Below are 24,316 nucleotides of genomic sequence, written 5' to 3'. Positions count from 1 at the left end.
AATCAAAACTAAAATTATATTTATGTGCGCTCTATCAAAGCTATAAACAGTATTATCATCTGATGCAAAAATAATTCCCAAAATTTGTGCAATTGTTGCAAGAATACTTGCGATGATTAAAAAATTCCCCGCCGATTTTAAATCTTTATTTAAATCTTTTTTCTTGTCAACTGGCCTTATGCCGATTAGCCATAAAAGTCCAAAAGCTATTACTGAGACGAAAAATCTTATGTAAGATGCGTAAATGCTATCCAACAGAGAAAATATGGGCACAGTTACTATTGAAAATCTAAAAATGCCTTCCTTTGGAAGTTCTTTATCCGTCGTTTTTATGTAGTATCTGTATAAGATATAAAAAATGACAAACATCCCAAAAACCATTGCTGCTACTTCCATGCCATCACCTCTTTTTTTATTTTAACATAAAAAACTAGGAGTTAAAAACCCCTAGTTTATCAGTCTTTTACATATAAATCATATTTATTTTTATAAAAATATTTTAGTGCACTTAATCCAAAAAAGTCTTAAGAAAGTTTAAAAGCTCCAAAGGAAATATCCCATGGAGCTTAAATTAAGTTTAAATTTATTCTTCTTCAGTTGCCATCATTTCGCTTTTTAGAGTGTCTTTTATTTCTTCGTCTGTAATTACTTCTGAATCATCTAAGATGTTTAAGTCTTCTTTTAAGTCTTCATCTACTGCAATTTGAACGCGAGAGTTTAGTCTTGCTCCAGTTCCTGCAGGGATAAGTTGACCGATGATTATATTTTCTTTTAGGCCTTGCAATGTGTCTTCTTTTCCTTTTATTGCTGCATCTGTAAGAACTCTAGTTGTTTCTTGGAAAGATGCTGCTGATAGGAAGGAGTCTGTTGCAAGGGAAGCTTTTGTAATTCCAAGTAGATTTACTTTAGCTACTGCAGGTTCTTTGCCTTCTTCTTTGGCCTTTTTGTTTGCCAATTTGTAGTCAACTACATCTACTAGTGAACCTGGTAGAAGGTCAGTGTCTCCTGCATCTTCAACTTTACATTTAGATAGCATTTGTCTTACGATAATTTCGATGTGCTTATCGTTGATATCTACCCCTTGAAGACGGTAAACTCTTTGTACTTCTTTTACGATATATTCTTGTACGCCCTTTTCACCTTTTACACGAAGTAGGTCTTGTGGATAAACTGAACCTTGAGTAAGTTCGTCCCCAGCTTCAACTTCGTCTCCAGTTTTAACCTTAAGTCTTGAGCCGTAAACAATATTGTAAGAGTCAACAGTTCCATCTTCTGCAGTAATTAGAACTTCTCTCTTCTTGCTTGATTCTTTTACTTCAACAACTCCGCCGCGCTCTGCAATGATTGCAAGTCCCTTAGGTTTTCTAGCTTCAAATAGCTCCTCAACCCTTGGAAGACCTTGAGTGATGTCGGCTGCTGCTGCTACACCACCAGTGTGGAAAGTTCTCATTGTAAGTTGTGTACCCGGCTCACCAATTGATTGAGCTGCGATTACACCAACGGCTTCTCCAACACCAACTTCGTTTCCTGTTGCAAGGTTTCTGCCGTAGCAGTGTGAGCAAACGCCGTTTTTAGTTTTGCAACCAAGTACAGATCTAACTTTAACTTCTTTAATTCCAACTTCTTGGATGTATAAAGCTGCATCATCTGAAATTGATTCATTAGCTTTTACTATAACTTCTCCAGTTTCTGGGTGAAGGATGTCTTCAAAGGCAAATCTTCCTTCGATTCTATCTGCTAGTGACTCAATAAGTTCTTTTCCATCAGTGAAGGCTCTTGCAACTAAATATTCATCAGTTCCACAGTCTTCTTCTGTAACTATTACTTGTTGAGATACATCAACTAGTCTTCTTGTCAAATAACCTGAGTCGGCTGTTCTTAGAGCTGTATCGGCAAGTCCCTTCCTAGAACCGTGTGCAGACATGTAAAACTCAAGTACTGATAGACCCTCTCTAAAGTTTGAAGTGATTGGCACCTCAATAGTTCTACCTGATGGTGATGCCATAAGTCCACGCATACCTGCAAGTTGTCTGATTTGGTTCTTAGAACCTCTGGCTCCAGAGTCTGCCATGATATAAATATTGTTAAGAGGATCGAATCCGTCCATTACATCGTCAGTCAAGTCATCAGTTGCCTTGTTCCAGATTTCGATTACTTTTTCATATCTTTCTTCGTCAGATATTAAACCTCTTCTATAAGCTTTTTCATATTTATTAACTTCTTTTTGTGCAACTTCAAGAATTTGTGGCTTGGAATCTGGAATTTGTACGTCGCCCATTGAAATTGAAATTGCTCCAATAGTTGAGTAGTGGTATCCAGTTGACTTGATGTTGTCAAGAAGTTCTGCAGTTACAAGGTTTCCGTGTTTCTTGTAAGTCTTTTCGATAATTTTTCCAAGTAACTTTTTGTCTATTACTCTGTCAATTTCTAGAGAATATTTATCTTCATCACGATTTACAAATCCAAGATCTTGTGGAATAAATTCATTTACCAAGAACCTACCAACTGAAGATGAGATAATTTTACCTCTCTTGTCGTTTTCATCTGCGTATCTTCTAACAGATACATGAGATTGTAGGTGCAAGAATCCAGATTCATAAGCGTGGAACATTTCGTCATAGTTTCTGAAAACTGATCCGTCGCCAGGAAGTTTATCTTTTCTATCAAGAGTTAGGTAGTAGCAACCTAGTACCATATCTTGAGTAGGTGTTGTGATTGGCTTTCCGTCTTTAAGCGCCAATATATTATTTGTTGAAAGCATAAGAAGTCTTGCTTCTGCTTGTGCTTCAGTTGAAAGTGGTAAGTGGACAGCCATTTGGTCACCGTCAAAGTCGGCGTTATAAGCTGTACAGCTTAGTGGGTGAAGTTTAATTGCCTTTCCTTCTACAAGAACTGGTTCAAATGCTTGAATACCAAGTCTGTGAAGTGTCGGTGCACGGTTTAGAAGTACTGGATGATCGCGAATTACATCTTCAAGTACATCCCAAACTTCCTCTTTTCCACGCTCAACCATTCTCTTTGCTGATTTAATATTGTGTGCCAAGTCTCTTGCAACAAGTTCTCTCATTACGAAAGGTTTAAATAGTTCAAGAGCCATGTTCTTAGGAAGTCCGCATTGGTAGAATTTAAGATCTGGTCCTACTACGATTACTGAACGACCAGAGTAGTCAACTCTCTTTCCAAGTAGGTTTTGACGGAAACGACCTTGTTTACCCTTTAACATTTCTGATAAGGATTTAAGGGGTCTATTTCCTGGTCCTGTAACTGGACGTCCACGTCTTCCGTTGTCGATTAATGCGTCAACAGACTCTTGTAACATTCTCTTTTCGTTTCTAACTATGATGTCTGGAGCATTGATGTCCATTAATTTTTTAAGTCTGTTGTTTCTATTTACAATTCTTCTATATAAATCATTTAAGTCAGATGTTGCAAATCTGCCACCGTCTAGTTGAACCATAGGTCTTAGATCAGGTGGTATTACTGGAATTGCATCGAGTATCATCCACTCAGGTTTGTTGCCTGATTGTAGGAATGCATCGATTACTTCAAGTCTTCTTGTAATTCTAACTCTCTTTTGTCCAGTTGCAGATTCAAGTTCTTCTGTAAGTTCGTCATTTACTTTTTGTAAATCAACTTTTTCTAGAAGCTCTCTAATTGCCTCTGCACCCATCTTTGCTTCAAATTTGTTTCCGTATTCTCTTTTAAATTCTCTATACTCAACTTCTGTTAAAAGTTGTTTTTCGTAAAGGGAAGTTTCGCCTGGCTCTACATAAGTTACAATGTATGATGCAAAATAAAGAACTTTTTCCAACGCTCTTGGACTCATGTCAAGCACAAGACCCATTCTTGATGGTATGCCCTTGAAGTACCAAATGTGAGAAACTGGAGCAGCTAGTTCAATATGCCCCATTCTTTCTCTACGCACTTTTGCCTTTGTAACCTCAACACCACATTTTTCACATACTACGCCCTTATATCTAACTCTTTTATATTTACCACAGGAACATTCCCAGTCCTTAGTAGGTCCAAATATCTTTTCGCAGAATAGACCTTCTTTTTCAGGTTTTAGTGTCCTATAGTTAATAGTTTCAGGTTTTTTTACTTCTCCATAAGACCAAGATCTTATTTTTTGAGGTGAAGCTAAACCTATTTTTATTGAATGGAATAATTCATGTTCGCTCAAGGAGCACTCTCTCCTTTCTTAAAAACTCTAAATATCTATATTATTCTTCGTCTTCTGAATCTTCTTCGTCGTCATCTTCGTCTTCATAGTAGTGACTGTTTTCGAAGGATTCAACTTCCTCTGTAGAGATTGTCCTTATCCCAACTGTAGAATTAGAGGATGTTTGTTCGATTAGTTCTTTAATATCGTCTTGTGACTCTTCTGTTTTTTCGTCCATGTTGTCTATTTTAATAAGTTCGTCTTCGTCAGCCTCAAGGTCAACTTCATTTCCGTTAGAGTCAAGTACCTCTACATCAATTGCAAGTGATTGAAGCTCTTTAATTAAAACTTTAAAAGACTCAGGCACTCCTGGTTGAGGAATATTTTCGCCCTTAACGATGGCTTCATAAGTTTTAACACGACCAACTATATCGTCGGACTTAACTGTAAGCATTTCTTGAAGAGTGTATGATGCTCCGTAAGCTTCAAGAGCCCAAACTTCCATCTCTCCAAATCTTTGTCCACCAAATTGTGCCTTACCTCCAAGAGGTTGTTGTGTTACTAGTGAGTAAGGTCCTGTAGAACGAGCGTGAATCTTTTCGTCTACTAAGTGGTGAAGTTTTAACATATACATGTATCCAACTGTAACTGGGTGGTCAAATTCTTCTCCAGTTCTACCATCACGAAGTTGGATTTTTCCGTCACTTGAATAGCCGGCTTTTTCTAGAGTCTCAAAAATATCTTTTTCGTTTGCACCATCAAATACAGGAGTAGCAACATGCCATCCTAATTTTTTGGCAGCAAGTCCTAAGTGAACTTCAAGTACTTGTCCAAGGTTCATACGAGATGGTACGCCCAGTGGATTTAGTACGATTTGAATTGGCACACCGTCTGGAGTGTATGGCATATCTTCAACAGGAAGTACTCTTGAGATAACCCCCTTGTTACCGTGACGACCACACATCTTATCTCCTACTTGTATTTTTCTCTTAGTTGCAACAAATACTCTTACCATTTCGTTTACGCCTGGTTGAAGTTCGTCGCCTTCTAATCTATTGAAAGTTTTTACATCGACAACTATTCCATGTTCGCCGTGAGGAAGTCTTAGAGATGTATCTCTTACTTCTCTTGCCTTTTCGCCAAAGATTGAACGCAATAGTCTTTCTTCTGCAGAAAGTTCAGTCTCTCCCTTAGGAGTAACTTTTCCAACTAGAATGTCTCCTGGTTTAACTTCTGCTCCAACTCTTATAATTCCTCTCTCGTCAAGGTCTTTTAGCATGTCGTCTCCGACATTTGGAATATCTCTTGTAATTTCTTCAGGTCCAAGCTTAGTATCACGAGCTTCAGATTCATACTCTTCAATGTGTAGAGATGTCAAAACATCATCTATTACAAGCTCTTCACTTACTAGCATGGCATCTTCGTAGTTGTATCCTTCCCAGTTCATGAAGGCAATTAGGATATTTTTACCAAGAGCCATCTCGCCCATATCTGTACTTGGTCCGTCGGCAATGATTTCTCCTGCATCGACATGGTCACCAGCATGAACTATTGGTCTTTGGTTAATAGTAGTTCCTTGGTTTCCTCCCATGAACTTGTGAAGTTTGTATCTATCTATTGATTTGTCAACATCATTTTTAATTTCGATATTTCTAGCATCAACTTTTACAACAGTTCCTGCATTCTTACTAACGATTACTACGCCAGAGTCTTTTGCAGCTCTATATTCAATACCTGTTCCAACAACAGGAGCTTCTGTTTTAAGAAGTGGAACTGCTTGTCTTTGCATGTTGGCACCCATTAGGGCCCTGTTGGCGTCGTCGTTTTCTAGGAAAGGAATCATAGATGTACCTACAGCAACAATTTGTTGTGGAGAAACGTCCATGTAATTTACATCTTTGATGTCAAAAATATCAACATTACCGCCATGACCTCTGGCAGCAATTCTATCTTCTAAGAATCTTCCTTCGTCGTTTATTGCTTCATCGGCTTGAGCAATTATTTGTTCGTATTCTACATCTGCAGTTAGATAATCAATTTGGTCTGTAATATATCCGTCAACTACTTTTCTATAAGGAGTTTCGATAAATCCATATTCATTTATTCTGGCATAGGTTGTCAGCGATGTAATTAGCCCTATATTCGGTCCTTCAGGAGTTTCAATAGGACACATTCTTCCATAGTGAGAGTTATGGACATCACGCACTTCAAAACCCGCTCTATCTCTACTCAACCCACCAGGTCCAAGTGCAGATAACCTTCTTTTGTGAGTTAATTCTGATAGGGGATTGTTTTGATCCATAAATTGTGAAAGTTGTGAAGATCCGAAAAATTCTTTAATTGCTGCTGTAACTGGTCTTATATTAATTAAAGATTGTGGAGTTGTGGCATCGGCATCTTGTACACTCATTCTTTCGCGGATTACTCTTTCCATTCTGGAAACGCCAATTCTAAATTGGTTTTGTAAAAGCTCTCCGACACTTCTTATTCTTCTGTTTCCTAAGTGGTCAATGTCGTCTTCTTCGCCAATTCCATTTTCAAGTCCAAACTCGTAATTAATTCCAGCAATCATGTCATCTACCAAAATATGTTTTGGTGAAAGCTCTTTGTGAGCCTTTACAAGTTCTTTTTTGAAAGTTTCAGTATCGTCACTGTATTCTTCGTATAATTGGTCAAATAATGGTCTGTAGACTTTTTCTTTAAAGCCAAGTTCTTCCATGTCAAAGTCTAAGTCATAAGCAGTTGTGTAAGTGAAATTATTTCCAATTACAATTGTGTGATTTGACTCATCACCTGCTACTTCTTCAGCTCTTACCATTACTTGATTTAAGCCTGAAGCTTCAATTTTTTCTGCAGAATTTCTATCTATATATCCATCTTTTTCTACAAGAATTTCTCCTGTAAGTGGATCTACAATATCTTCAGATGCGAAAGTATTTTCGATTCTTGCGGATAGGCCTAGTTTTTTGTTGAATTTATATCTACCAACTTTAGCAAGGTCGTATCTTCTGTCGTCAAAGAACATATTCTCAAATAGAGATACTGCTGATTCAATAGTTGGTGGTTCACCAGGTCTTAATTTTTTGTAAATTTCTAGCATAGCTTCGTTTCTATTAGAAGTTATGTCTTTTTCTAGTGTTTTTGAAAGTGTTTCACTTTCGCCCAAAACATCTGTAATTTCTCTATCTGATTCAATTCCAATTGCACGAAGAAGAATCGTAATTGGAATTTTTCTAGTTCTGTCAATTCTTACATTAATTACACCTTGGGCATCTGTTTCAAATTCAAGCCAAGCTCCTCTATTTGGAATAAGAGTTGCAGAATAAATTTTCTTACCTGTCTTGTCTCTTTCTTCCTTATAATAAGCGCCTGGACTACGTACAAGTTGTGATACTACAACACGCTCTGCACCATTTATTACAAAAGTTCCTGTTGGAGTCATAAGAGGAAGATCTCCCATAAAGACTTCTTGCTCTTTTACTTCACCAGTCTCAGTGTTTATAAGTCTTACCTTAACCTTAAGCGGTGCACAGTAGTTCGTATCTCTTTGTTTGGATTCGTCAATATCATATTTAATATCTTCAGAAAGATAATAATCTCCGAATTCCAAAATTAAGTTTCCTGAGTAATCCTCAATAGGAGAGACATCATCAAAAACTTCTCTTAACCCTTCATCGATTAACCATTTAAAAGATGAAGTCTGCACGTCAAGCAAGTTTGGAAGTGACATTACTTCTTCTACTCGAGAAAAACTCATTCTCTCACGTTTCCCATATTTAACAGGATGTACCATTCACTTTTCACCCTAGCCTTTCAAATGAGTTTAGTTACTAAATTAGAGAACACTACGCCACTCTAATTATTATTATGCAATTAGCTATTTTATCATTTATTAATATTTAATTCAAGTAAAATTTTAGTTTAATTAAAATTTATTTTTAAATTTTTGATGTAAAGAGCACTTTAAACACCGCGCGCAATGCCTACCTCATTTGTATATATTTTCTAAATACGATATTATATTATTGGGAGTTTATTTTTAAACTTAAAAAATGAAGAGGCTTGGAAGTCCTCTTTTATATGAGGTGTTTAAATTTTGAATGAACAAGAAGAAAAAAAATTAAAGAAAAAATTTCCAAATATAAAGACGATATTAAAAAGAAGACAGAGGCGCAAAAGAGGCGACATGGGTTATTTCGATTTCTTTATGCTCGGCTTTGGTTCAATGGTAGGAGTTGGCTGGGCAGTTTCATCTAACAGCTGGATTGCCGATGCAGGTGGACCAATACCTGCCTTTATAGGTTTTCTTGTTGCAACACTTTTGCTCGTTCCAATTGGTCTTTGTCACGGCGAACTTCTCGCGACTCTTCCAATGGGCGGCGGCGTAATGGTTTATACAGAAAAAGCCTTTGGCAAGAGAATGTCATTTATCTCGTCGTGGTTTTTGGCACTGGCCTATCTCACTATACTTCCGTGGGAGGCAATTTATGTAAATGAAATACTTACAGGAGTCATTCCAATATTTTCTGGAGGACGCGTTCTCTACCACATAGGCGGCTATCCAATTGAGCTTTCTTCAATTGTTCTTGGCGTTGCACTTGCACTAATTTTATTTTTTATCAATTATAAAGGTTCAAAGTTTGCAGCAAAGCTTCAATCAATTTTATCTTTTGTGATTATTATCGTCGGAGTAATTGTCATTGCAGCCTCCTTTGCGAAGTCCGATGTAAATAATTTGTATCCAATATATGAAAATATTAATTCAAATAATCACAACTCGCTCTTTGGCGGAATAGTTGCCATGATTGTAATCGTGCCATTTTTTATGGCGGGCTTTGACACAATTCCGCAGTCAATTGAGGAGACGAGCCCCGACAAAAAGTTTAAGTACATTGCAACATCACTTGTGCTTTCGATAATTGCAGCAGGAATTTTTTATGCACTTGTAATTATTTCAACTGGATCTGTTTCAAGCTGGAGAGAGTATTCTCTTTCTTCTCCACCAGCTATGGGAAAATTACTTGAATCCGCCTACAGCGGAAGTTTTGGCAAAGCTTTAAACTATCTCGTTTTAATCGGTACAGTTTCGGGACTTTTTTCTACATGGAACGGAATGTTTATGGCATCAGCAAGGCTCATTCAGTCCATGGGGGCAAGCGGACTTATTCCTGAATTTTTTGGGGCAAAGCACGCAGAGTACAACACTCCCGTTGCTGGATCAATTCTCTGCTTTATTTTTGCAGCAGTTGGTCCCTTCGTAGGCCCAAATTTTATAAATCCACTGACAAGCCTCGGTTCAGTTGCCTTTGTAATTGGTTGGTTTTTAACTTGTCTATCTCTTTTATTTATTTTAAATGCAGACAAAGATTACTACACTTCTTACAAGGCAAAGGGCGGCAAGTTTACAGTTTATCTTGCAATATTTATCTCAGCTGCAATTGTAATAATGACATTTATTCCAAAGGCGCCGTCCTTTATGGGTTATCCTGCCCTAATAATATTTTTTATATGGCTAGGCCTCGGCCTTGTGTTTGACCACATAAATACAAAGAAAAGTTTAGAAAATTAAAAATTTGCACAAAAAAATCTAAAGGCTGGATTCTTATTTCCAACTTTTAGATTTTTTATTTTATGTTCATTTGTAAAGGTAAGTACGCTTAAATTACAATCTGATGTAACCGTAGCCTTCGTTTTGTAGTTCAACAATTTTTGTGATAACTAGTGGTTCTACTTTTATTTCGTGAGGAAGCATTTCTCTTTTTAGTCTATTGTCTTCTAGAGCTTTTTCTCCAATTGTGATGTTTACATTTGGATTTCCAATAATTCCTGTGAAGTCTGCTCCTGTATAAGAATTAAAAAGTGCTGCTGCCTTTGACATTACAATAATTTCAATTTTGCAATCTGGGATTTGGCTAATAAGGCCTCTGACATTAGAAAGAACATCATCCCATTTATTTATGTCTACTACGTGAAATATTATTTTCATTATAACAACTCCTTTAAAATATTTTCTCGTTACTATAATGATACCACTAAATTGTTTACTTTAAAACATAGTATTGTAATAAAGCAGTCAATTTTATTCTTTAGTTTTTCCTCTTAACAAATTTTTGAAAAAGTTCTTTAATCTCATCCACCCTTAAAATAATTAGCGAGATTAGATAAATAATCCCCGCAATTACAATTGCAACAAGAAGAGATAAATTATATCCAAGGCTCTTTGACAAAATATTAAATGCGTATTTAGAAATTACACTCATAAGAACTGATGCAATAGTAATCTTTATAATATTTACAATAATCTTTTTGTCAAAAATATTTCCAATATGTTTAAATGATGAAATATAAAGTGCAATTGCTCCAACGATAAATGAAATAGTCGTTGCAAGGGCAAGCCCTTCTATTCCCATTGCCTTTGAAAGTATGAAGGATAGAACAATATTTATTCCAACAATTAATATTGAATTAATAACGGGAGTCTTTCTGTCATCAAGTGCATAAAATGCACGAGATATAATTTCACGCACGCCAATTCCAATTACACCAAAGGCAAAAAAAGATAAAACAACTGCAGTGATCTCTGCATCTTTAAAAGTAAACTCTCCCCCAACAAATAATAAATTTACAATTGGAAGTGAAAAAGTAAATAGTCCAAAGGCTGCTGGAATTACTAATAAAAGCATTGTGCCAAGCGCCTCTTTTAAAGCACCCTTTAAGTTGTCAATTTCTTTAAGAGATCCAAACTTTGCAATTTTTGGATAAGTCGCAGTAATAATTGATGTAACGACAATTCCTGTGACAAAGGACTGAAGCTTATAGGCATAATTTAGCGTTGAGATTCCTCCGACAAAAAGTCCAGAAGATAGAGAACGCGAAATCATAAAGTTAATTTCAATTGCCGATGTTGAAATTAAAATCGGCAAAATATCGTGAAACATCTTCTTTATATTGTCATCTTTTAAGTTTACGCCAAGAGAAGACCTGTAGCCCGTTCTTTTAATCGGCAAGATAAATATTGAATACTGAAAAATAAAGGCAAGTAATATTCCAATTGCAAGGTATGTGATTCCCATTTTATAAGAAATTGCCATTGCTGCAATTACAATTATATTCATAATAATTGAGTGAAGAACAGAAACTACAAACTTGCCATAAATTTGGAGGTATGCCTTATAAATTGAGCTTACTGCAGTTACTGCAATTGATAGCATTACAACCCTTGATACAAAAACTGCAAGGTCAAGTTTTTCTCCAGTGAATCCTTCTGCCATAAGTTTTACAAGAGGCTTAGCAAAAATAATTGAGAGTACTGTTACCGCAAGTGAACTCACAAACAAAATATTTGCAAGGTTCGATGTAAATTTATCTGCATCTTCCTTTGTACCCTCGCCCTTTATCCTGTCATACATTGGAATATATCCATTGGCAACGGCGCCGCTAATGACATTAGTAAAAGTCATTGGAAGCTGAAAAGCTATAAGAAAAATATCAGCAACAAGGCCCGCCCCAAAAAAGTAAGCAAGAGCCTTCTCTCTCAAAAGTCCAAAGATTTTAGATAGTATTGTAATAATCATAAGTATATAAGAAGTTTTCATAAATTTCCTTTCAAATCTTAAAGAGTTTTATCTAAGCTATTATATATTTATTGAACTTTTATTACAAGTAAATTGCTTTTGAATTTATTTGCATTCCGTTTAAGATTTTGCAAAAAAGTCTTGTCAAAAATCTAAAAATTTCACAAAAAAAGATGGGACAAGTTAAAATCCCATCTTCTTAGTTTTATTTCGCCACTGGATATGGCTTTATTCCTTTATTTTTTTCTGTGTTGTATCTTATAAAGTCCTTGTTAAACTTTCTTCCGATTGCTCTATTCATGTTGCGCGCATCTTCTGCCACAAGTCCGTTAGCAAGTGTTGCGTGAATTACAATTGGCGTGTTGCCATTTCTACCCATGTAAATCATTACGTGGTTGTATCCCAAGTAAAAGTCTGGTGAATAATTAAATACAAGGTCTCCCGGCCACATAGTATCAAAGCTCATTGGGTATCTTTCTCCACCAAATTTTTCTGCCATTTCGTATTGCACTCTTGTCAGTTCATAACCTCTGTGCTTTTTAATTTCTGCATCTTTCGCGCCAGGAATCATTATTCCAAATTCTTTATACGCAGAGTAAGTGTTTCCTACGCAATAAACTCCAGTGCCGTCAGTTAAGTCAAATCCGTACCATTTAAAAGGCACTCCTTCGTGAGATGCTGCAAAGTTTGCAATTTCTTGTCCACGAATTCTAAGTTCAAGGTCATCGCCTTTTAACCAATTGTTCTCGAGTTCTTTTGAAGTTGGATAAGGCCAGAACACACTTAGTTTTCCAGTGCCACCACGCCTATATCCTTCTCTAACTGCGCCAGTTTTGTCGAACCAGTGAACTCCGTCTCCTGTTGAAAAAATTCCGTCCTTATACATTCTGCTATCTGCTGGAGAGAAATAATATAGAGTCTTTCCAACTTGTTTCCAACCCTTTGTAAGTCCCTTTTCTCCATTTACATAATAAGTCTTGTTGCCGTCTTTGTAGAAGTCTTTTACAAGTGAATTGTCTTTACCAATTAAATATCCATCATCACTTGTTTTTACAAATTGAGGTCCCTTTACAATTTCATCTGTAGACTTATCTTTTAAATAAAATTTTCCGTCTTTACTTACTACGACAAAGTCAGATCCAACTGGTTTTATGTCTTTATCTTTTTCGACTGGCTTAATATTTTCTTTATCTTGTAGTTTTTCAGCATCTTGTGTATTATCTCTTACTACTTCTACTGGACTTTCGCCATAAGCTTTTACAAATAGAGTGATTACTTCTGCTCTAGTTATTGGAGACTTTGGTCTAAATGTATTGTCTTCTTGATATCCCTTTATTATGCCCTGATCAGTAAGATCAGATACTGCATAGAGAAATCTATTTTCGACTTCTCCCTTGTCATTAAAGCTAAGCTCGTAATTATTTACCTCTGATCTTTTCTTTGCAAATTCTTTTACAGAGCTTGTCGCCTCTTTTTGAGTTCATCATCTGCGTCTTTTAAATCTTTTATCATGAGTGCGTGATTTAATAAGACTGCAGCCTCTTCTCTAGTTATTTTTTCATTTGGAAGAAGAGTCTTATCTGGAAAAGCAATGTCTAAAAGTCCAAGCCTTTCTGCTTTTAAAATATCTTTTTCTGCCCAAGATGTTTCTGAAAGGTCGACAAATCTCGTAGAACTGTCGTTATTTATGTCATAGTCTATTGATGATGCAAGTAGAGTTATAAATTCAGCTCTTGTCATATTTTCATCAGGTCTTATTGTGCCATCTTCATAACCCTTTATCCAACCCAGTTCATCTCCCTTAAGGACATAACCTTCTGACCAGTGATTCTTTAGGTCTTTATAATTTCGCGCTGCATTTACCGGAGAAACAAACACCGATAAAATCATTGCCACAATTAGAAAAAGACCAACTGCCTTTTTTCTCATAAAAGTTTTCTTCATAGCGTTCTCCTTTTTTAATTAATTGTCTTAATTATACCACAGAAAATTAAGTTTTGTTAAAATGTTTTCATTGAGTATATTGCTTAAATAGAACGGTATCAAAGTATGTACAATTTTAAATTTTTTGAATTAAAATTGTTTAAAATAAATACATTTCGGTTAAATAATAAGTGGGTGATACTATGGGAAGAATAAAAAAATTTATTGACAGACTTGCAAAATCTAATAAGGAAACTTTTGGAGAAGGTGGACTTGATTGTTGCAGCATGAATAAAGATGGAGTAAAAATTAATAAATATAAAATGCAAAATGCAAAGGCCAGTGAGGCACACAAATAAAATTAAGAGCTGCTACAGAGTAAGTAAAATTATTCTGTAGCAGCTTTTTTATTTTAGAAAGTTGTATGTTTAAAAAATCTATTTAAATTCTATTTATTAACTTATAAAGATTAGCATAAGTTTGTTACTGCGAAAATTATTTAACTCACATCCCAAACTTCACGCTTAAAATTTTTAAAAATAAAAGGCACTGGTCACCCAATGCCTAAAAAATTATTTTGCTTGTTCTAGAGCACTATTTGCTGCTTCAACAAATTGATCGTAGCTTTGTGTTGCTCCACTGATTGCTTCTACTTCTTCAACAGAACCTTTTTCTGTAAGTTCTTTTCCATATTCTTGAGAAGCTTTTAATGTGTCTTGTGCAACTTTGTGTCCTTCGTCGCCAGCTTCTTCGCCATATGTTTCGTCTTTTTCTGATCCGTCAGCGTTTAGGTTTTTAACTTCTGTTTTAGAAATTTTTCCATCAGCAACAGTTACTGTAACTTCTACAGTTCCGCCGTATTTGTCTTCAGAAGATTTTCCTGTGTAAGTTCCGTCTTTAAGTCCTTCGGCTTCAGCTTTAGCTGCGTTATTTGCCATCTCTTCTGCTGCAGTGTTATTTGTCTTAGCATTATCTACTTTTTTGTCATTTGATGCGCCACAACCTATTAGTGATAGCGACAATACTGATGCTAGTGCAATGTTAATTAATTTTTTGTTCATCTCTTTCTCCTTTAAAAATTATAGTCTACTAAATGTATAGTTAATCTTAATTTAGCAAATATCTTGTAAATTATCAACTAATATTTTTAAATAGTCTTCCCTTTTTCTCTTTTAAATCAAGTTCAACGAGGTTTATGCTCCCCCTTGAGACTATTACATTCTCGCCTGTAAGTTCTCTAATCCATATAGAGATGTAGGGCTCATGACTAATTAAGATGTAGTTTTCATCTTCTTTTAAATCTTCTAACACTTCGTCAATATATGAGCCGGCAAGATATTCTTTTATTTCAACATCTTTTTTTAAATATTCTGCCAAAATTTCTGCAGTTTCATTTGCCCTTACAAGAGGTGACGAATATATTTTATACTCGCCCAAGCCCTTAATAGTCTTTGCAAAAGTGGAAAAGCTTTTGTGAAGCTTAATCCTTCCCGCTGTTGTTAGATGACGGTCAAAGTCGCGCTTTGCAAAGGGTTCTGCCTCGCCATGTCTTATAAAATAAATTCTCATTATTTTAAATTAAAGAAGGCGTCCATTCCTGGATAAATTGAAAGTCCGTCCATTTCGTCTTCAATTCTTAGAAGTTCGTTATATTTTGCAACTCTTTCACTTCTTGCAGGTGCCCCAGTTTTAATAAATCCAGCATTTGTTGCAACGGCAAAGTCTGCAATAGTTGAGTCTTCACTTTCACCAGATCTGTGAGAGATTATTGAAGTGATGTTGTGTCTCTTTGCAAGTTCAATTGCATCAAGTGTCTCTGTGATTGTTCCAATTTGATTAAGCTTGATTAAAATTGAGTTTGCTGCCTTTTCATCAATTCCCATTTGAAGTCTCTTTGTATTAGTTACAAATAAGTCGTCTCCAACAAGTTGAACTCTATCGCCAATTAATTCGTTTAGATGTTTCCAACCTTCCCAGTCATCTTCGTGAAGTCCATCTTCTATTGAATAAATTGGATATTCGTTTACTAATTCTTCATAGAATTTAGAAAGTTCTTCAGATGTAAGTTCTTTTCCTTCTCCAGCTAGTACATATTTATTCTTTTCTTCGTCATAAAATTCAGAAGCTGCTGCATCAATTGCAAGGATCACATCTTCTCCCGGTTTATAGCCAGCTTTTTCTACTGCTTCGATTATGCAGTCAAAAGCCTTTTTGTTTGACTCAAGGTTTGGTGCAAAGCCACCTTCGTCGCCAACTCCAGTTGAAAGTCCCTTGTCCTTTAAAACATTTTTAAGAGCGTGATAAACTTCTGCACCCATCCTTAGAGCTTCTTTAAAACTTTCTGCTCCAACTGGCATAATCATAAATTCTTGAATGTCCACGTTGTTATCTGCGTGTTCTCCGCCGTTAATGATATTCATCATTGGAATAGGTAGAGTCTTTGCGTTGATTCCGCCAATGTATTGATAAAGTGGAAGTCCAAGTTCATTTGCTGCAGCTTTTGCAACGGCAATTGATACGCCAAGAATTGCATTTGCTCCAAGTTCAGTTTTGTTTTCTGTTCCGTCAAGTTCAATTAGCATTGTGTCGATTCCAATTTGATCGAAGCAGTCAAATAGCACTAATTCTTCTGCAATTTTTTCATTTACATTTTGAACAGCTTTTTCTACGCCCTTGCCGCCGTATCTTTTTTCACCGTCGCGAAGTTCGCATGCTTCGTGCACTCCAGTAGATGCTCCACTAGGCACAATTGTGCGTCCAAATCCACCGTTTACTGTTCCAACTTCTACTTCAACAGTTGGATTTCCCCTTGAATCAAGTACCTCTCTTGCATATACATAATCAATTAAACTCATTTTATCCTCCTTGAAATTAAAGTCTTGCCTGTCATCTCTTCTGGCTTATCAATATTTAAAATGTCTAAAATTGTCGGCGCAATGTCACAAAGTGCTCCGCCACTCCTAAGCTCTGCGTCCATTCCAACTAAAAATAGTGGAACTGGGTTTGTGCTGTGGCTTGTAACTTTATTGCCCTCGTCGTCTAACATATATTCGCAGTTTCCATGGTCTGCAGTTATAAGGATAGTGCCATCTACCTTTTTAAGTTCTTCTAAAATTTTTCCCATTTCTTCGTCCACTGTCTCAACTGCCTTTACTGCGGCGTCAATGTCCCCAGTGTGACCAACCATGTCTGGGTTTGCAAAGTTTAAAATTATAACTCCGTATTTTTCTTGTGCAATCTGTTCAATAACTTTCATGGAAACTTCACGAGCACTCATCTCCGGCTTAAGGTCATAAGTTGCAACTTTTGGTGATGGAACCAAAATCCTGTCCTCGCCCTTAAATGGAACTTCGCGTCCACCGTTAAAGAAAAATGTCACGTGGGCATACTTTTCTGTCTCGGCTATTCTAAGCTGATTAATCCCTTGTTTTTCCAAAACTTCGCCCAAAGTCATCTTTGGAACTTCGTCGCCAAAGGCAATCTCAACATTTTTAATAGTCGCATCGTACTGAGTCATTGTTATAACTTTAAGATTTTTAATTTTTTCTCTTTCAAAACTTTCGAAGTCATAATCAACAAGAGCTCTCGTAATTTGTCTAACTCTATCTGGTCTAAAGTTAAATAAAATAACGGAGTCGCCTTCTTTAATTTCAGAACCCTTTACGAACTTTGCAGGCTCCAAAAATTCATCAGTTGTGTCTATTTCATAAGAATCTTTTATAAATTCTTCCACGCCTCTATCTGATAAATTTACATCTGAGGTGATGTCCTTGTAATATTTTTCTGTTCTATCCCATCGATTGTCTCTATCCATGGCATAGTATCTGCCAGATATTGTTGCAATTTCGCCCACTCCAACTTCATCTAGAAAATCTTGAAGTTCTTTTATATCATCTTTTGCGGCGTATGGCGAAACATCACGTCCATCTGTTATTGCGTGAATGTAGACTTTTTTTACATTATTTTTTTTCATGAGCTTTACAAGTGCCTTTAGGTGGTTCATGTGTGAGTGAACTCCTCCCTTTGACACAAGGCCAATTAAGTGCATGCTCGAATTATTATCTTTTACATTTTTTATTGCAGAGGCAAATTTTTCGTTCTTGTCAAATTCTCCAGCTTTTATTGCCGCAGTTATTCTAGTAAGATCTTGAAATACTACTCTTCCCGCTCCAATGTTTAAGTGACCAACTTCGGAGTTGCCCATTTGTCCATCAGGAAGTCCGACGAACTCGCCGCTTGCCATTAGTTCTGTGTTAGGTACTTCTCTAAATAGTCTGTCTAAATTTGGAGTGTCTGCAATTTTTACTGCATTGCCTGGATAGTCTTTGTATATTCCAAGACCATCTAGTATCATCAACATTACAGGTCTCATAAGTTCTCCTTGTAATTTATAATCTTTATAAAATCGTTGGCGTTTAAGCTTGCTCCGCCGACTAAAACTCCATCGATGTCATCCTTTGAAAGAATTTCAGCTGCGTTATTTGGCTTAACTGATCCGCCATATAATATTCTAATTTTATCTGCAATATCTCCGTATGTTTTTCGAAGAATATCTCTTATGTGCTCGCACATTTTTTCTGCATCTTCTGCACTGCAAGTGTTTCCCGTTCCAATTGCCCAAATCGGTTCATATGCAATTGTAACTTGCTCGAGCTCCTCCACGTCATCTAGTCCCTCTAGTATTTGATTTTTTACAAATTCAAAGTGCTCGTTATTTTCTCTTGTACTTAAAGACTCTCCAACGCAAAGTATTACATCGAAGCCTTCTTCTGTTGCATGTTTTACTTTGTTATTTACGATATAGTCCTTTTCAAAATAAATATCGCGCCTTTCAGAGTGACCTATTATGACATCATTTATTCCCATGCTCTTTAGCATTGTTGTGGAAATTTCTCCAGTGTATGCTCCGTCGCTATATTCTGAAACATTTTGTGCTGCAACTTTTATATTTTTGTTTAAATTTTTCTTTAAAATGTCCAAATCTACAAAAGGTGCAGCAATTAAAATATCAACATCATCTAAGTTTTTTTCATTAATTTCTTTTGCAAAAACTAGAGCCTCATCAGGAGTCTTGTTCATCTTCCAGTTTCCACAAATATATTTTTTACGCATTTTCTCCCTCTTCTATTGCATCAATGCCTGGTAGGATTTTTCCCTCAAGCATTTCAAGACTTGCTCCTCCACCAGTTGAGATGTGAGTAAGTTTATCGGCAACACCTGCTTTTTCAACAGCAGATACAGAATCTCCGCCTCCTACAATTACTGTCGCGTCGATTTCTGCAAGAGCCTTTGCAAGTGCCATTGTTCCGTGTGAAAATTCTTCAATTTCAAAAACTCCACAAGGGCCGTTTAGAATTACAGTGTTTGCCTCTTTAAGAGTATCTTTTATCTTGTCAACTGATTTTGGTCCAATGTCTAAAATCATCTCGTCTTCGTCTACTTCACTAAGTTCAACAGTTCTTGATTTAGCATTCTCCTTAATTTCTTTTGCAACAACTACATCTTCTGGCAAAATCAAGTCAACAGATTTTTCAATTGCTTCTGCCATTATGCTTCTTGCAAGGTCAAGCTTGTCGTCTTCAACAAGTGACTTTCCAACTTCTAGTCCCTTTGACTTTAAGAATGTATTTGCCATTGCCCCAACAATTACTAGAGCGTCAACCTTGTCCAAAAGGTTTTCGATTACGCCAATTTTATCAGATACTTTTGATCCACCAAGAATTGCAACAAAAGGTCTCTTTGGATTTTCTAGAGCTTCGTCGAAGTACTTGATTTCTTTTTCAATTAAAAGTCCTGCAGCTGATGGCAAGAATTTTGTAACTCCAACATTGGATGCGTGAGCTCTGTGAGCAGTTCCAAAAGCATCGTTTACAAAAATATCACCAAGGCTTGCAAGTTTTTTTGCAAAGTCAGCGTCGTTTTTTTCTTCGCCAGGGTTAAATCTTAAATTTTCAAGAAGGGCAACTTCTCCCTCTTTTAAATTTTTAACTTCTTCGACTACTTCATCATCGACAACTTCTTTTGATGCAATGAACTTTACATCTTTTCCAAGAAGCTCAGAAGTTTTCTTTGCAACAACTTCCATTGACATGTCTTTGTTGTACTTGCCCTTTGGACGACCCAAGTGACTCATAAGAACAACTTTTGCACCATTATCCAATAAATAGTTTATTGTTGGAAGTGCCTTTACAATTCTGTCGTCGCCTGTAACAACTCCATCTTTAACAGGTACATTAAAATCTACTCTAACTAAGGCAGTCTTGCCATTAAAATCATAATCTCTAATAGTTTTTTTCACGTTACACCTCGTTATTAATCATCAATAACTAGATTATATCATATTAGTAGTTGGTTTTTTAAGTTGCAAATAAAAACAAAATTCATATATGTCAATTTTAAAATTAATTGCAAGACTTATAAAATTTTAAATAAAAAATCCAACAAGATTTCTCCTGTTGGATCATATTTTATAGACTGTTTTTAATTTTTTCTGCCCTTTCAATCATCTTGTCTTTTCCTAGTAGATAAATTATATTTTGCATCTCTGGTCCATGAACATTTCCTGAAATTGCAGCTCTAACTGGCATGTAAAGTTTTTTACCCTTTACGCCAGAATCTTTTTGAACTTCTTTCATAAGTCCCTTTGCAACGTCCATGTCGATTTCGTCGTGAGACTTTACGATTTTGATAAAAGAGTCTAAAAGTGCAGGCACATGTTCTTGTGAAAGTTCATTTTTTGCATCTTCTTCTGTGATTTCGATGTCGCCGAAGATGAATTTAATGTGCTCTGGAATGTCTTCAAGTTTATCAATTGCTTCTCTAACTGTGTCGATTAAAATTTTAAACCACTCGAAGTCTTTATTTATTTCTTCTTCAGTCATAAGTCCAGATTCTACAACAAATGGAATAGAAAGTTTTGCAAGCTTGTCCAAGTCGTAGGACTTGATGTAGTGAGAGTTAACCCAGTTAAGCTTATCTGTGTCAAAAATTCCACCGCTCTTGCCAACTCTGTCGAAGTCGAATTTTTCTTTTAATTCGTCCATTGTCAAAATTTCTTCGCCATCTTCTGGAGACCAACCAACTAGTGCAAGGTAGTTTACAATTCCTTCAGGAAGGTATCCTCTCTTCTTGAAGTCTTCAACAGACACGTCGCCTTGTCTCTTGGAAAGTTTCTTTCTGTCTTTATTTAAAACTGTTGGAAGGTGAACAAAAGTTGGAGCTTCCCATCCCAAACATTCGTATAGGTACACGTGCTTTGGAGTTGATGGCAACCACTCTTCGCCTCTTACAACATGAGTAATTCCCATTAGGTGGTCGTCGACAACAACTGCCATGTGATAAGTTGGGAATCCATCAGACTTCATAAGAACTTGGTCGTCCATCTCGTCAGAATTTATTGTAACCTTGCCACGAACTAAGTCGTTAAACACGATGTCTCTATCTTTAGGAAGTTTTAGACGAACAACATACTCTTCGCCAGCTTCGACTCTCTTTTTAGCTTCTTCTAGTGGAATTCCCCTGCAAAGTCCGTCGTACTTTGGAACTTTTCCCTTAATTCTTTGTTCTTCTCTTAAATTATCTAGTCTTTCCTTTGAGCAGAAGCAGTAATAAGCGTGTCCATCTTCGATTAACTTGTCCACATATTTTTTGTAAATATCAAGTCTTTCTGATTGAATGTATGGGCCATAATCTCCCTTTTGTACTACTTTTCCATCTTCAAGACACACACCTTCGTCGTGCTCAATTCCTGCCCACTTTAAAGACTCAATTAAATTTTCAATTGCCCCTTCAACATAACGAGTTCTGTCTGTATCTTCAATTCTTAAAATTGCTTCACCGCCATGTTTTTTGGCATAAAGATAATTATAAAGTGCTGTTCTTAGTCCACCAATGTGTAAATATCCTGTTGGACTTGGTGCAAATCTTACTCTAACTTTTGACATTTTAACTTCCTTTCTAGTTTGCTGTAATTTCTATAATTTGATAATAAGCCCAGTGATCCTTGTTTAAATCCTTAAAAGGATTTACTCCATACTTGTCTATAAATGACTTATTAATATTTCTATCTAATATCTTATTAAAAGTTGTGGCAGCCTCTGCCCTTGTAATCTTATCGTCTGGATAGAACTTGTCCTTGCTCTTGCCATTCATAATTCCGCGACTTGATAGCATGTCGATTGATTTTTTTGCCCAGTGATTTTTAACATCACTAAAGTTAGCTCCACTTCCATTATCTTCAAGTTTTAGATAATTTGCAATAAGTGATGCAAACTGAGCTCTTGTCATCTCATCATTTGGTCTAAAAGTTCCGTCATCGAATCCAGAGATTAAACCTTCTTTTTCGATAAACACAATGTCATCATTATACCACGCATCACTTTTTATGTCAGAGAAAGAAGAAAAATCACTTACAGTTTTTTCTGGTGCAATAATTCTCTTTAACACTGAAGCAGCCTCAGCTCTTGTCATCTTTTTGTCTGGCTTAAAAGTATCCTTTGAAATGCCGTTCATGTAAGGAACGCGAACTTCTTTAATTGCACTGAGAAGTTCCTTTGAGCTGTTTTCAATATCTTTTGAGCTAACTTCATCTTTTACAATCACGTATTCACTAGATGCAATGGCAGCCTTTAGTCTCTTTTCATTTTGCACAGTAGTTCTAACTGTTGGAACTTCCTTTGCAAAGTCAACTAAGTCACTTAGTTTATATAGGGACTTGATAGTTTTGTATAAATCCTCGTCGCTTTGTTTCTTCTCATCTACTAGATTATCTGATTTATATGAGTCCTCTTGAGGCTTTACGATATAGTCAAGAGTTGCACTAGTGCCCTTTGTAGTAGAAGTAAAGTGAAGCACAGTTCCCTCTTTTAATTCGTTAACTTTAAATTTAAAATTGCCATCATTATCAGCTTCTACTTCCTTGTAGAATTTAGAATCAATATCTAGCTTTACATTTGCATTTTTTTCAGCAACACCTGAAATTTCAGTAGTGTTTGTGTAGACATCTAAAATTTTTAACTTTCCATTTTGAGTCTTAGTAGATGACTCAAGATTTTTTTGGTCAGACTGAGAGTTGCCCTTCTTGTCCACATAAGATAACACGAAGGAATTCTTTAAATTGTTGCCTGAGCTGATATTGTTCTTTACCTTAGTGTTGATTTCAAGATTAATATTTTTGTCATCAATTGCGCCCAAGTCATTTACATTAAGAGTAACAATATTTTGATCTTTGCCGGCAATTGAAGTAGTTCTGACATCGACCTTTCCCTTAACCTCTTCTTGTGAAACTAACTTAGTGCCTGAAACACTTAAATTTTTGTCCATAAGTACAGTGACAGAAAAAGAAGAAAACTTTTCATTATATCCTTCGGGCAAATTGACTAACAAATTGTATTTTAAATTTTTTCCGCTCTCGGCAGAAGAAAACGCAGGTTGCTCGAGAACTACCTGAATCTCTTCAGCTGCCCAAACACCTGTAAATAAAATTAAAAAAATGGAGATAAGCCCCAAAAACTTTTTCAAAAAAATACCTCCCACTTTTAAAAAAATTTATGACAATCCAAACAAAAAGAGTTTAAACTTGCTACTTTTTTAATAATATTATACTCTATCGCCATATTTCATTCAATAAAATAGCCCCCGCGCAGATGTTTTGTAATAAGTTAGTAATAAAGTTATTGACGGAGTGGGAGGGTGTATAGATGCCTTGCAGGATTTAATCAGTTATTGTGTCGTCTTATTGTGATTTTCTCTTCATCATCAGCGTTTTGGAGTCATTTGAGGTAATAGAGTTTCGCAAAAAGCCGTTAAAAATTTCATTTGTTTGAGCGAACAACAATAAATGCTACGAATTAAAGAAAAAAGCTATAAGAGAAAAAACTTAACGAAAATCACAGTCTGCGAGTTATGAAATTTAGGCTTTTTGCGGATGCTTAAACAGTCCGATAAGTTCAACGCGTTCTCCGAAGTGGGCGTTGGGGGTTAGGTTAGAGCGCGAGGAGAGGGAAGGGGACAATCGCAGCGCGAAAGCGGAAGCCCCCTTCCCTTCCTCGCATTAGGAATACAAAACGCAGTTTTGAAATAAGTATATTTAAAATTTAAATGTTAAGACTTTCTCATTAAAACGAAAACACATCGCCATAGCGACTCTACAGATCCCTCGACTGACGCTCGGGATGACGGAATGTAGAGGTTATACTCGTAGAAAGTCGTGACTGTGCCACAAGTTAAAAAAAGTAATTTTTATGATTTAACAGTTTTTTAAAATAACACCCCATCAGGCGTCATCCTGAGCAAGAAAAATTTATTTTTCGCGTCGAAGGATCTGCAAAGTATTCAAGCGATGTGTCATCGTCTTTACCAAGTTGCGTTATGAAGTTTCCCCTCAAAGTTTTCTCATTAAAACGAAAACACATCGCACCACAGACCTACAGATCCCTAGACTGACGCTCGGGATGACAGAGTGTAAGTGTTATGACAAAAAATAATAGAAAGTAATTTTTTTGATTTAAGAGTGTTTTAGAAATAACACCCCATCAGGCGTCATCCTGAGCAAGAAAAATTTATTTTTCGCGCCGAAGGATCTGCAAAGTATTCAAGCGATGTGTCATCGTCTTTTCCAAATTGTGCTTTGGAGTTTCTCCTCAAAGTTTTCTCTTTA

General features: G+C 36.2%; 17 protein-coding genes. 2 read left to right on the top strand and 15 right to left on the bottom strand.

Translation table 11 applies throughout. The annotated features are described in order from the left end of the window. The 3 genes from ACOX6R_RS03265 to ACOX6R_RS03255 all read right to left on the bottom strand — a co-directional run. Window positions 1-396 (bottom strand): hypothetical protein (locus ACOX6R_RS03265; protein ID WP_433447191.1); only part of this gene is annotated, 396 nt, incomplete at its 3' end. Window positions 397-583: 187 nt separating this feature from the next. Further along, window positions 584-4,183, bottom strand: a complete 3,600-nt coding sequence (gene rpoC, locus ACOX6R_RS03260; protein ID WP_433447189.1) for a DNA-directed RNA polymerase subunit beta' — start codon at window positions 4,181-4,183, stop codon at window positions 584-586. Window positions 4,184-4,223: 40 nt separating this feature from the next. Beyond that, window positions 4,224-7,955 (bottom strand): DNA-directed RNA polymerase subunit beta, encoded by a 3,732-nt coding sequence (locus ACOX6R_RS03255; protein WP_433447187.1) that lies wholly within the window; start codon window positions 7,953-7,955, stop codon window positions 4,224-4,226. Between the two features lie 303 nt (window positions 7,956-8,258). Here ACOX6R_RS03255 and ACOX6R_RS03250 point away from each other — a divergent pair, with 303 nt between their 5' ends. Next, a complete protein-coding gene (locus ACOX6R_RS03250; protein WP_433447185.1) occupies window positions 8,259-9,731 on the top strand; it encodes an APC family permease in 1,473 nt (490 codons plus the stop codon). A gap of 93 nt (window positions 9,732-9,824) precedes the next feature. On the opposite strand, the gene ACOX6R_RS03245 is transcribed toward ACOX6R_RS03250, so the two are convergent. The 4 genes from ACOX6R_RS03245 to ACOX6R_RS03230 form a co-directional block, all read right to left on the bottom strand. Next, window positions 9,825-10,148 carry a hypothetical protein gene (locus tag ACOX6R_RS03245; RefSeq protein WP_433447183.1) on the bottom strand — a complete coding sequence of 108 codons (324 nt, stop codon included), beginning with the start codon at window positions 10,146-10,148 and terminating at the stop codon, window positions 9,825-9,827. 100 nt (window positions 10,149-10,248) lie between these two features. Further along, window positions 10,249-11,757, bottom strand: coding sequence for a murein biosynthesis integral membrane protein MurJ (gene murJ / locus ACOX6R_RS03240; protein ID WP_433447181.1), 1,509 nt, complete (start codon window positions 11,755-11,757; stop codon window positions 10,249-10,251). A 184-nt stretch (window positions 11,758-11,941) separates the two neighbouring features. Next, window positions 11,942-12,622, bottom strand: a complete 681-nt coding sequence (locus ACOX6R_RS03235) for an NlpC/P60 family protein (RefSeq protein ID WP_433447179.1) — start codon at window positions 12,620-12,622, stop codon at window positions 11,942-11,944. Window positions 12,623-13,188: 566 nt separating this feature from the next. After that, window positions 13,189-13,680, bottom strand: coding sequence for an S-layer homology domain-containing protein (locus ACOX6R_RS03230; RefSeq protein ID WP_433447177.1), 492 nt, complete (start codon window positions 13,678-13,680; stop codon window positions 13,189-13,191). A gap of 182 nt (window positions 13,681-13,862) precedes the next feature. Here ACOX6R_RS03230 and ACOX6R_RS03225 point away from each other — a divergent pair, with 182 nt between their 5' ends. Continuing rightward, window positions 13,863-14,018 carry an LDCC motif putative metal-binding protein gene (locus tag ACOX6R_RS03225; RefSeq protein WP_433447175.1) on the top strand — a complete coding sequence of 52 codons (156 nt, stop codon included), beginning with the start codon at window positions 13,863-13,865 and terminating at the stop codon, window positions 14,016-14,018. Between the two features lie 213 nt (window positions 14,019-14,231). Here ACOX6R_RS03225 and ACOX6R_RS03220 read toward each other — a convergent pair whose 3' ends face one another. The 8 genes from ACOX6R_RS03220 to ACOX6R_RS03185 all read right to left on the bottom strand — a co-directional run bounded on the left by ACOX6R_RS03220 (window position 14,232) and on the right by ACOX6R_RS03185 (window position 23,178). Beyond that, the gene (locus ACOX6R_RS03220; RefSeq protein ID WP_433447173.1) at window positions 14,232-14,720 is read right to left on the bottom strand and encodes an FMN-binding protein; all 489 of its coding nucleotides are present in this window, start codon (window positions 14,718-14,720) and stop codon (window positions 14,232-14,234) included. Window positions 14,721-14,793: 73 nt separating this feature from the next. Further along, on the bottom strand, window positions 14,794-15,228 hold the full coding sequence (locus ACOX6R_RS03215; RefSeq protein WP_433447171.1) for a SixA phosphatase family protein: 435 nt from the start codon (window positions 15,226-15,228) through the stop codon (window positions 14,794-14,796). Further along, window positions 15,228-16,514, bottom strand: coding sequence for a phosphopyruvate hydratase (gene eno, locus ACOX6R_RS03210; protein WP_433447169.1), 1,287 nt, complete (start codon window positions 16,512-16,514; stop codon window positions 15,228-15,230). The genes ACOX6R_RS03215 and eno overlap by 1 nt, the downstream gene beginning before the upstream one ends. Next, window positions 16,511-18,031 carry a 2,3-bisphosphoglycerate-independent phosphoglycerate mutase gene (gene gpmI, locus ACOX6R_RS03205; protein ID WP_433447168.1) on the bottom strand — a complete coding sequence of 507 codons (1,521 nt, stop codon included), beginning with the start codon at window positions 18,029-18,031 and terminating at the stop codon, window positions 16,511-16,513. The genes eno and gpmI overlap by 4 nt, the downstream gene beginning before the upstream one ends. Further along, window positions 18,028-18,771, bottom strand: coding sequence for a triose-phosphate isomerase (tpiA, locus tag ACOX6R_RS03200; RefSeq protein WP_433447166.1), 744 nt, complete (start codon window positions 18,769-18,771; stop codon window positions 18,028-18,030). The genes gpmI and tpiA overlap by 4 nt, the downstream gene beginning before the upstream one ends. Next, window positions 18,764-19,957, bottom strand: a complete 1,194-nt coding sequence (locus tag ACOX6R_RS03195; RefSeq protein WP_433447164.1) for a phosphoglycerate kinase — start codon at window positions 19,955-19,957, stop codon at window positions 18,764-18,766. Before ACOX6R_RS03195 ends, tpiA begins: the two co-directional genes overlap by 8 nt. Window positions 19,958-20,126: 169 nt before the next feature. Next, a complete protein-coding gene (gene gltX / locus ACOX6R_RS03190) occupies window positions 20,127-21,602 on the bottom strand; it encodes a glutamate--tRNA ligase (protein ID WP_433447162.1) in 1,476 nt (491 codons plus the stop codon). A gap of 13 nt (window positions 21,603-21,615) precedes the next feature. Continuing rightward, the gene (locus ACOX6R_RS03185; protein WP_433447160.1) at window positions 21,616-23,178 is read right to left on the bottom strand and encodes an S-layer homology domain-containing protein; all 1,563 of its coding nucleotides are present in this window, start codon (window positions 23,176-23,178) and stop codon (window positions 21,616-21,618) included. Window positions 23,179-24,316: the final 1,138 nt, after the last annotated feature.

Origin of the sequence: Peptoniphilus sp. (genome assembly GCF_050943655.1) — a bacterium.
Lineage (GTDB): Bacteria > Bacillota > Clostridia > Tissierellales > Peptoniphilaceae > Peptoniphilus_A.
Note: the sequence above shows the minus strand (reverse complement) of the source record. Positions and strands in the feature narration are given on the sequence as shown.

Excerpts from the sequence above, each read along its gene's own strand:
- ACOX6R_RS03230 (WP_433447177.1), bottom strand. The coding sequence starts at position 13,680 with ATGAAGAAAACTTTTATGAGAAAAAAGGCAGTTGGTCTTTTTCTAATT.
- ACOX6R_RS03215 (WP_433447171.1), bottom strand. The coding sequence starts at position 15,228 with ATGAGAATTTATTTTATAAGACATGGCGAGGCAGAACCCTTTGCAAAG.
- murJ (WP_433447181.1), bottom strand. The coding sequence starts at position 11,757 with ATGAAAACTTCTTATATACTTATGATTATTACAATACTATCTAAAATC.
- ACOX6R_RS03225 (WP_433447175.1), top strand. The coding sequence starts at position 13,863 with ATGGGAAGAATAAAAAAATTTATTGACAGACTTGCAAAATCTAATAAG.
- ACOX6R_RS03220 (WP_433447173.1), bottom strand. The coding sequence starts at position 14,720 with ATGAACAAAAAATTAATTAACATTGCACTAGCATCAGTATTGTCGCTA.
- ACOX6R_RS03255 (WP_433447187.1), bottom strand. The coding sequence starts at position 7,955 with ATGGTACATCCTGTTAAATATGGGAAACGTGAGAGAATGAGTTTTTCT.
- gltX (WP_433447162.1), bottom strand. The coding sequence starts at position 21,602 with ATGTCAAAAGTTAGAGTAAGATTTGCACCAAGTCCAACAGGATATTTA.
- tpiA (WP_433447166.1), bottom strand. The coding sequence starts at position 18,771 with ATGCGTAAAAAATATATTTGTGGAAACTGGAAGATGAACAAGACTCCT.
- ACOX6R_RS03235 (WP_433447179.1), bottom strand. The coding sequence starts at position 12,622 with ATGTATAAGGACGGAATTTTTTCAACAGGAGACGGAGTTCACTGGTTC.
- eno (WP_433447169.1), bottom strand. The coding sequence starts at position 16,514 with ATGAGTTTAATTGATTATGTATATGCAAGAGAGGTACTTGATTCAAGG.
- ACOX6R_RS03245 (WP_433447183.1), bottom strand. The coding sequence starts at position 10,148 with ATGAAAATAATATTTCACGTAGTAGACATAAATAAATGGGATGATGTT.
- gpmI (WP_433447168.1), bottom strand. The coding sequence starts at position 18,031 with ATGAGACCTGTAATGTTGATGATACTAGATGGTCTTGGAATATACAAA.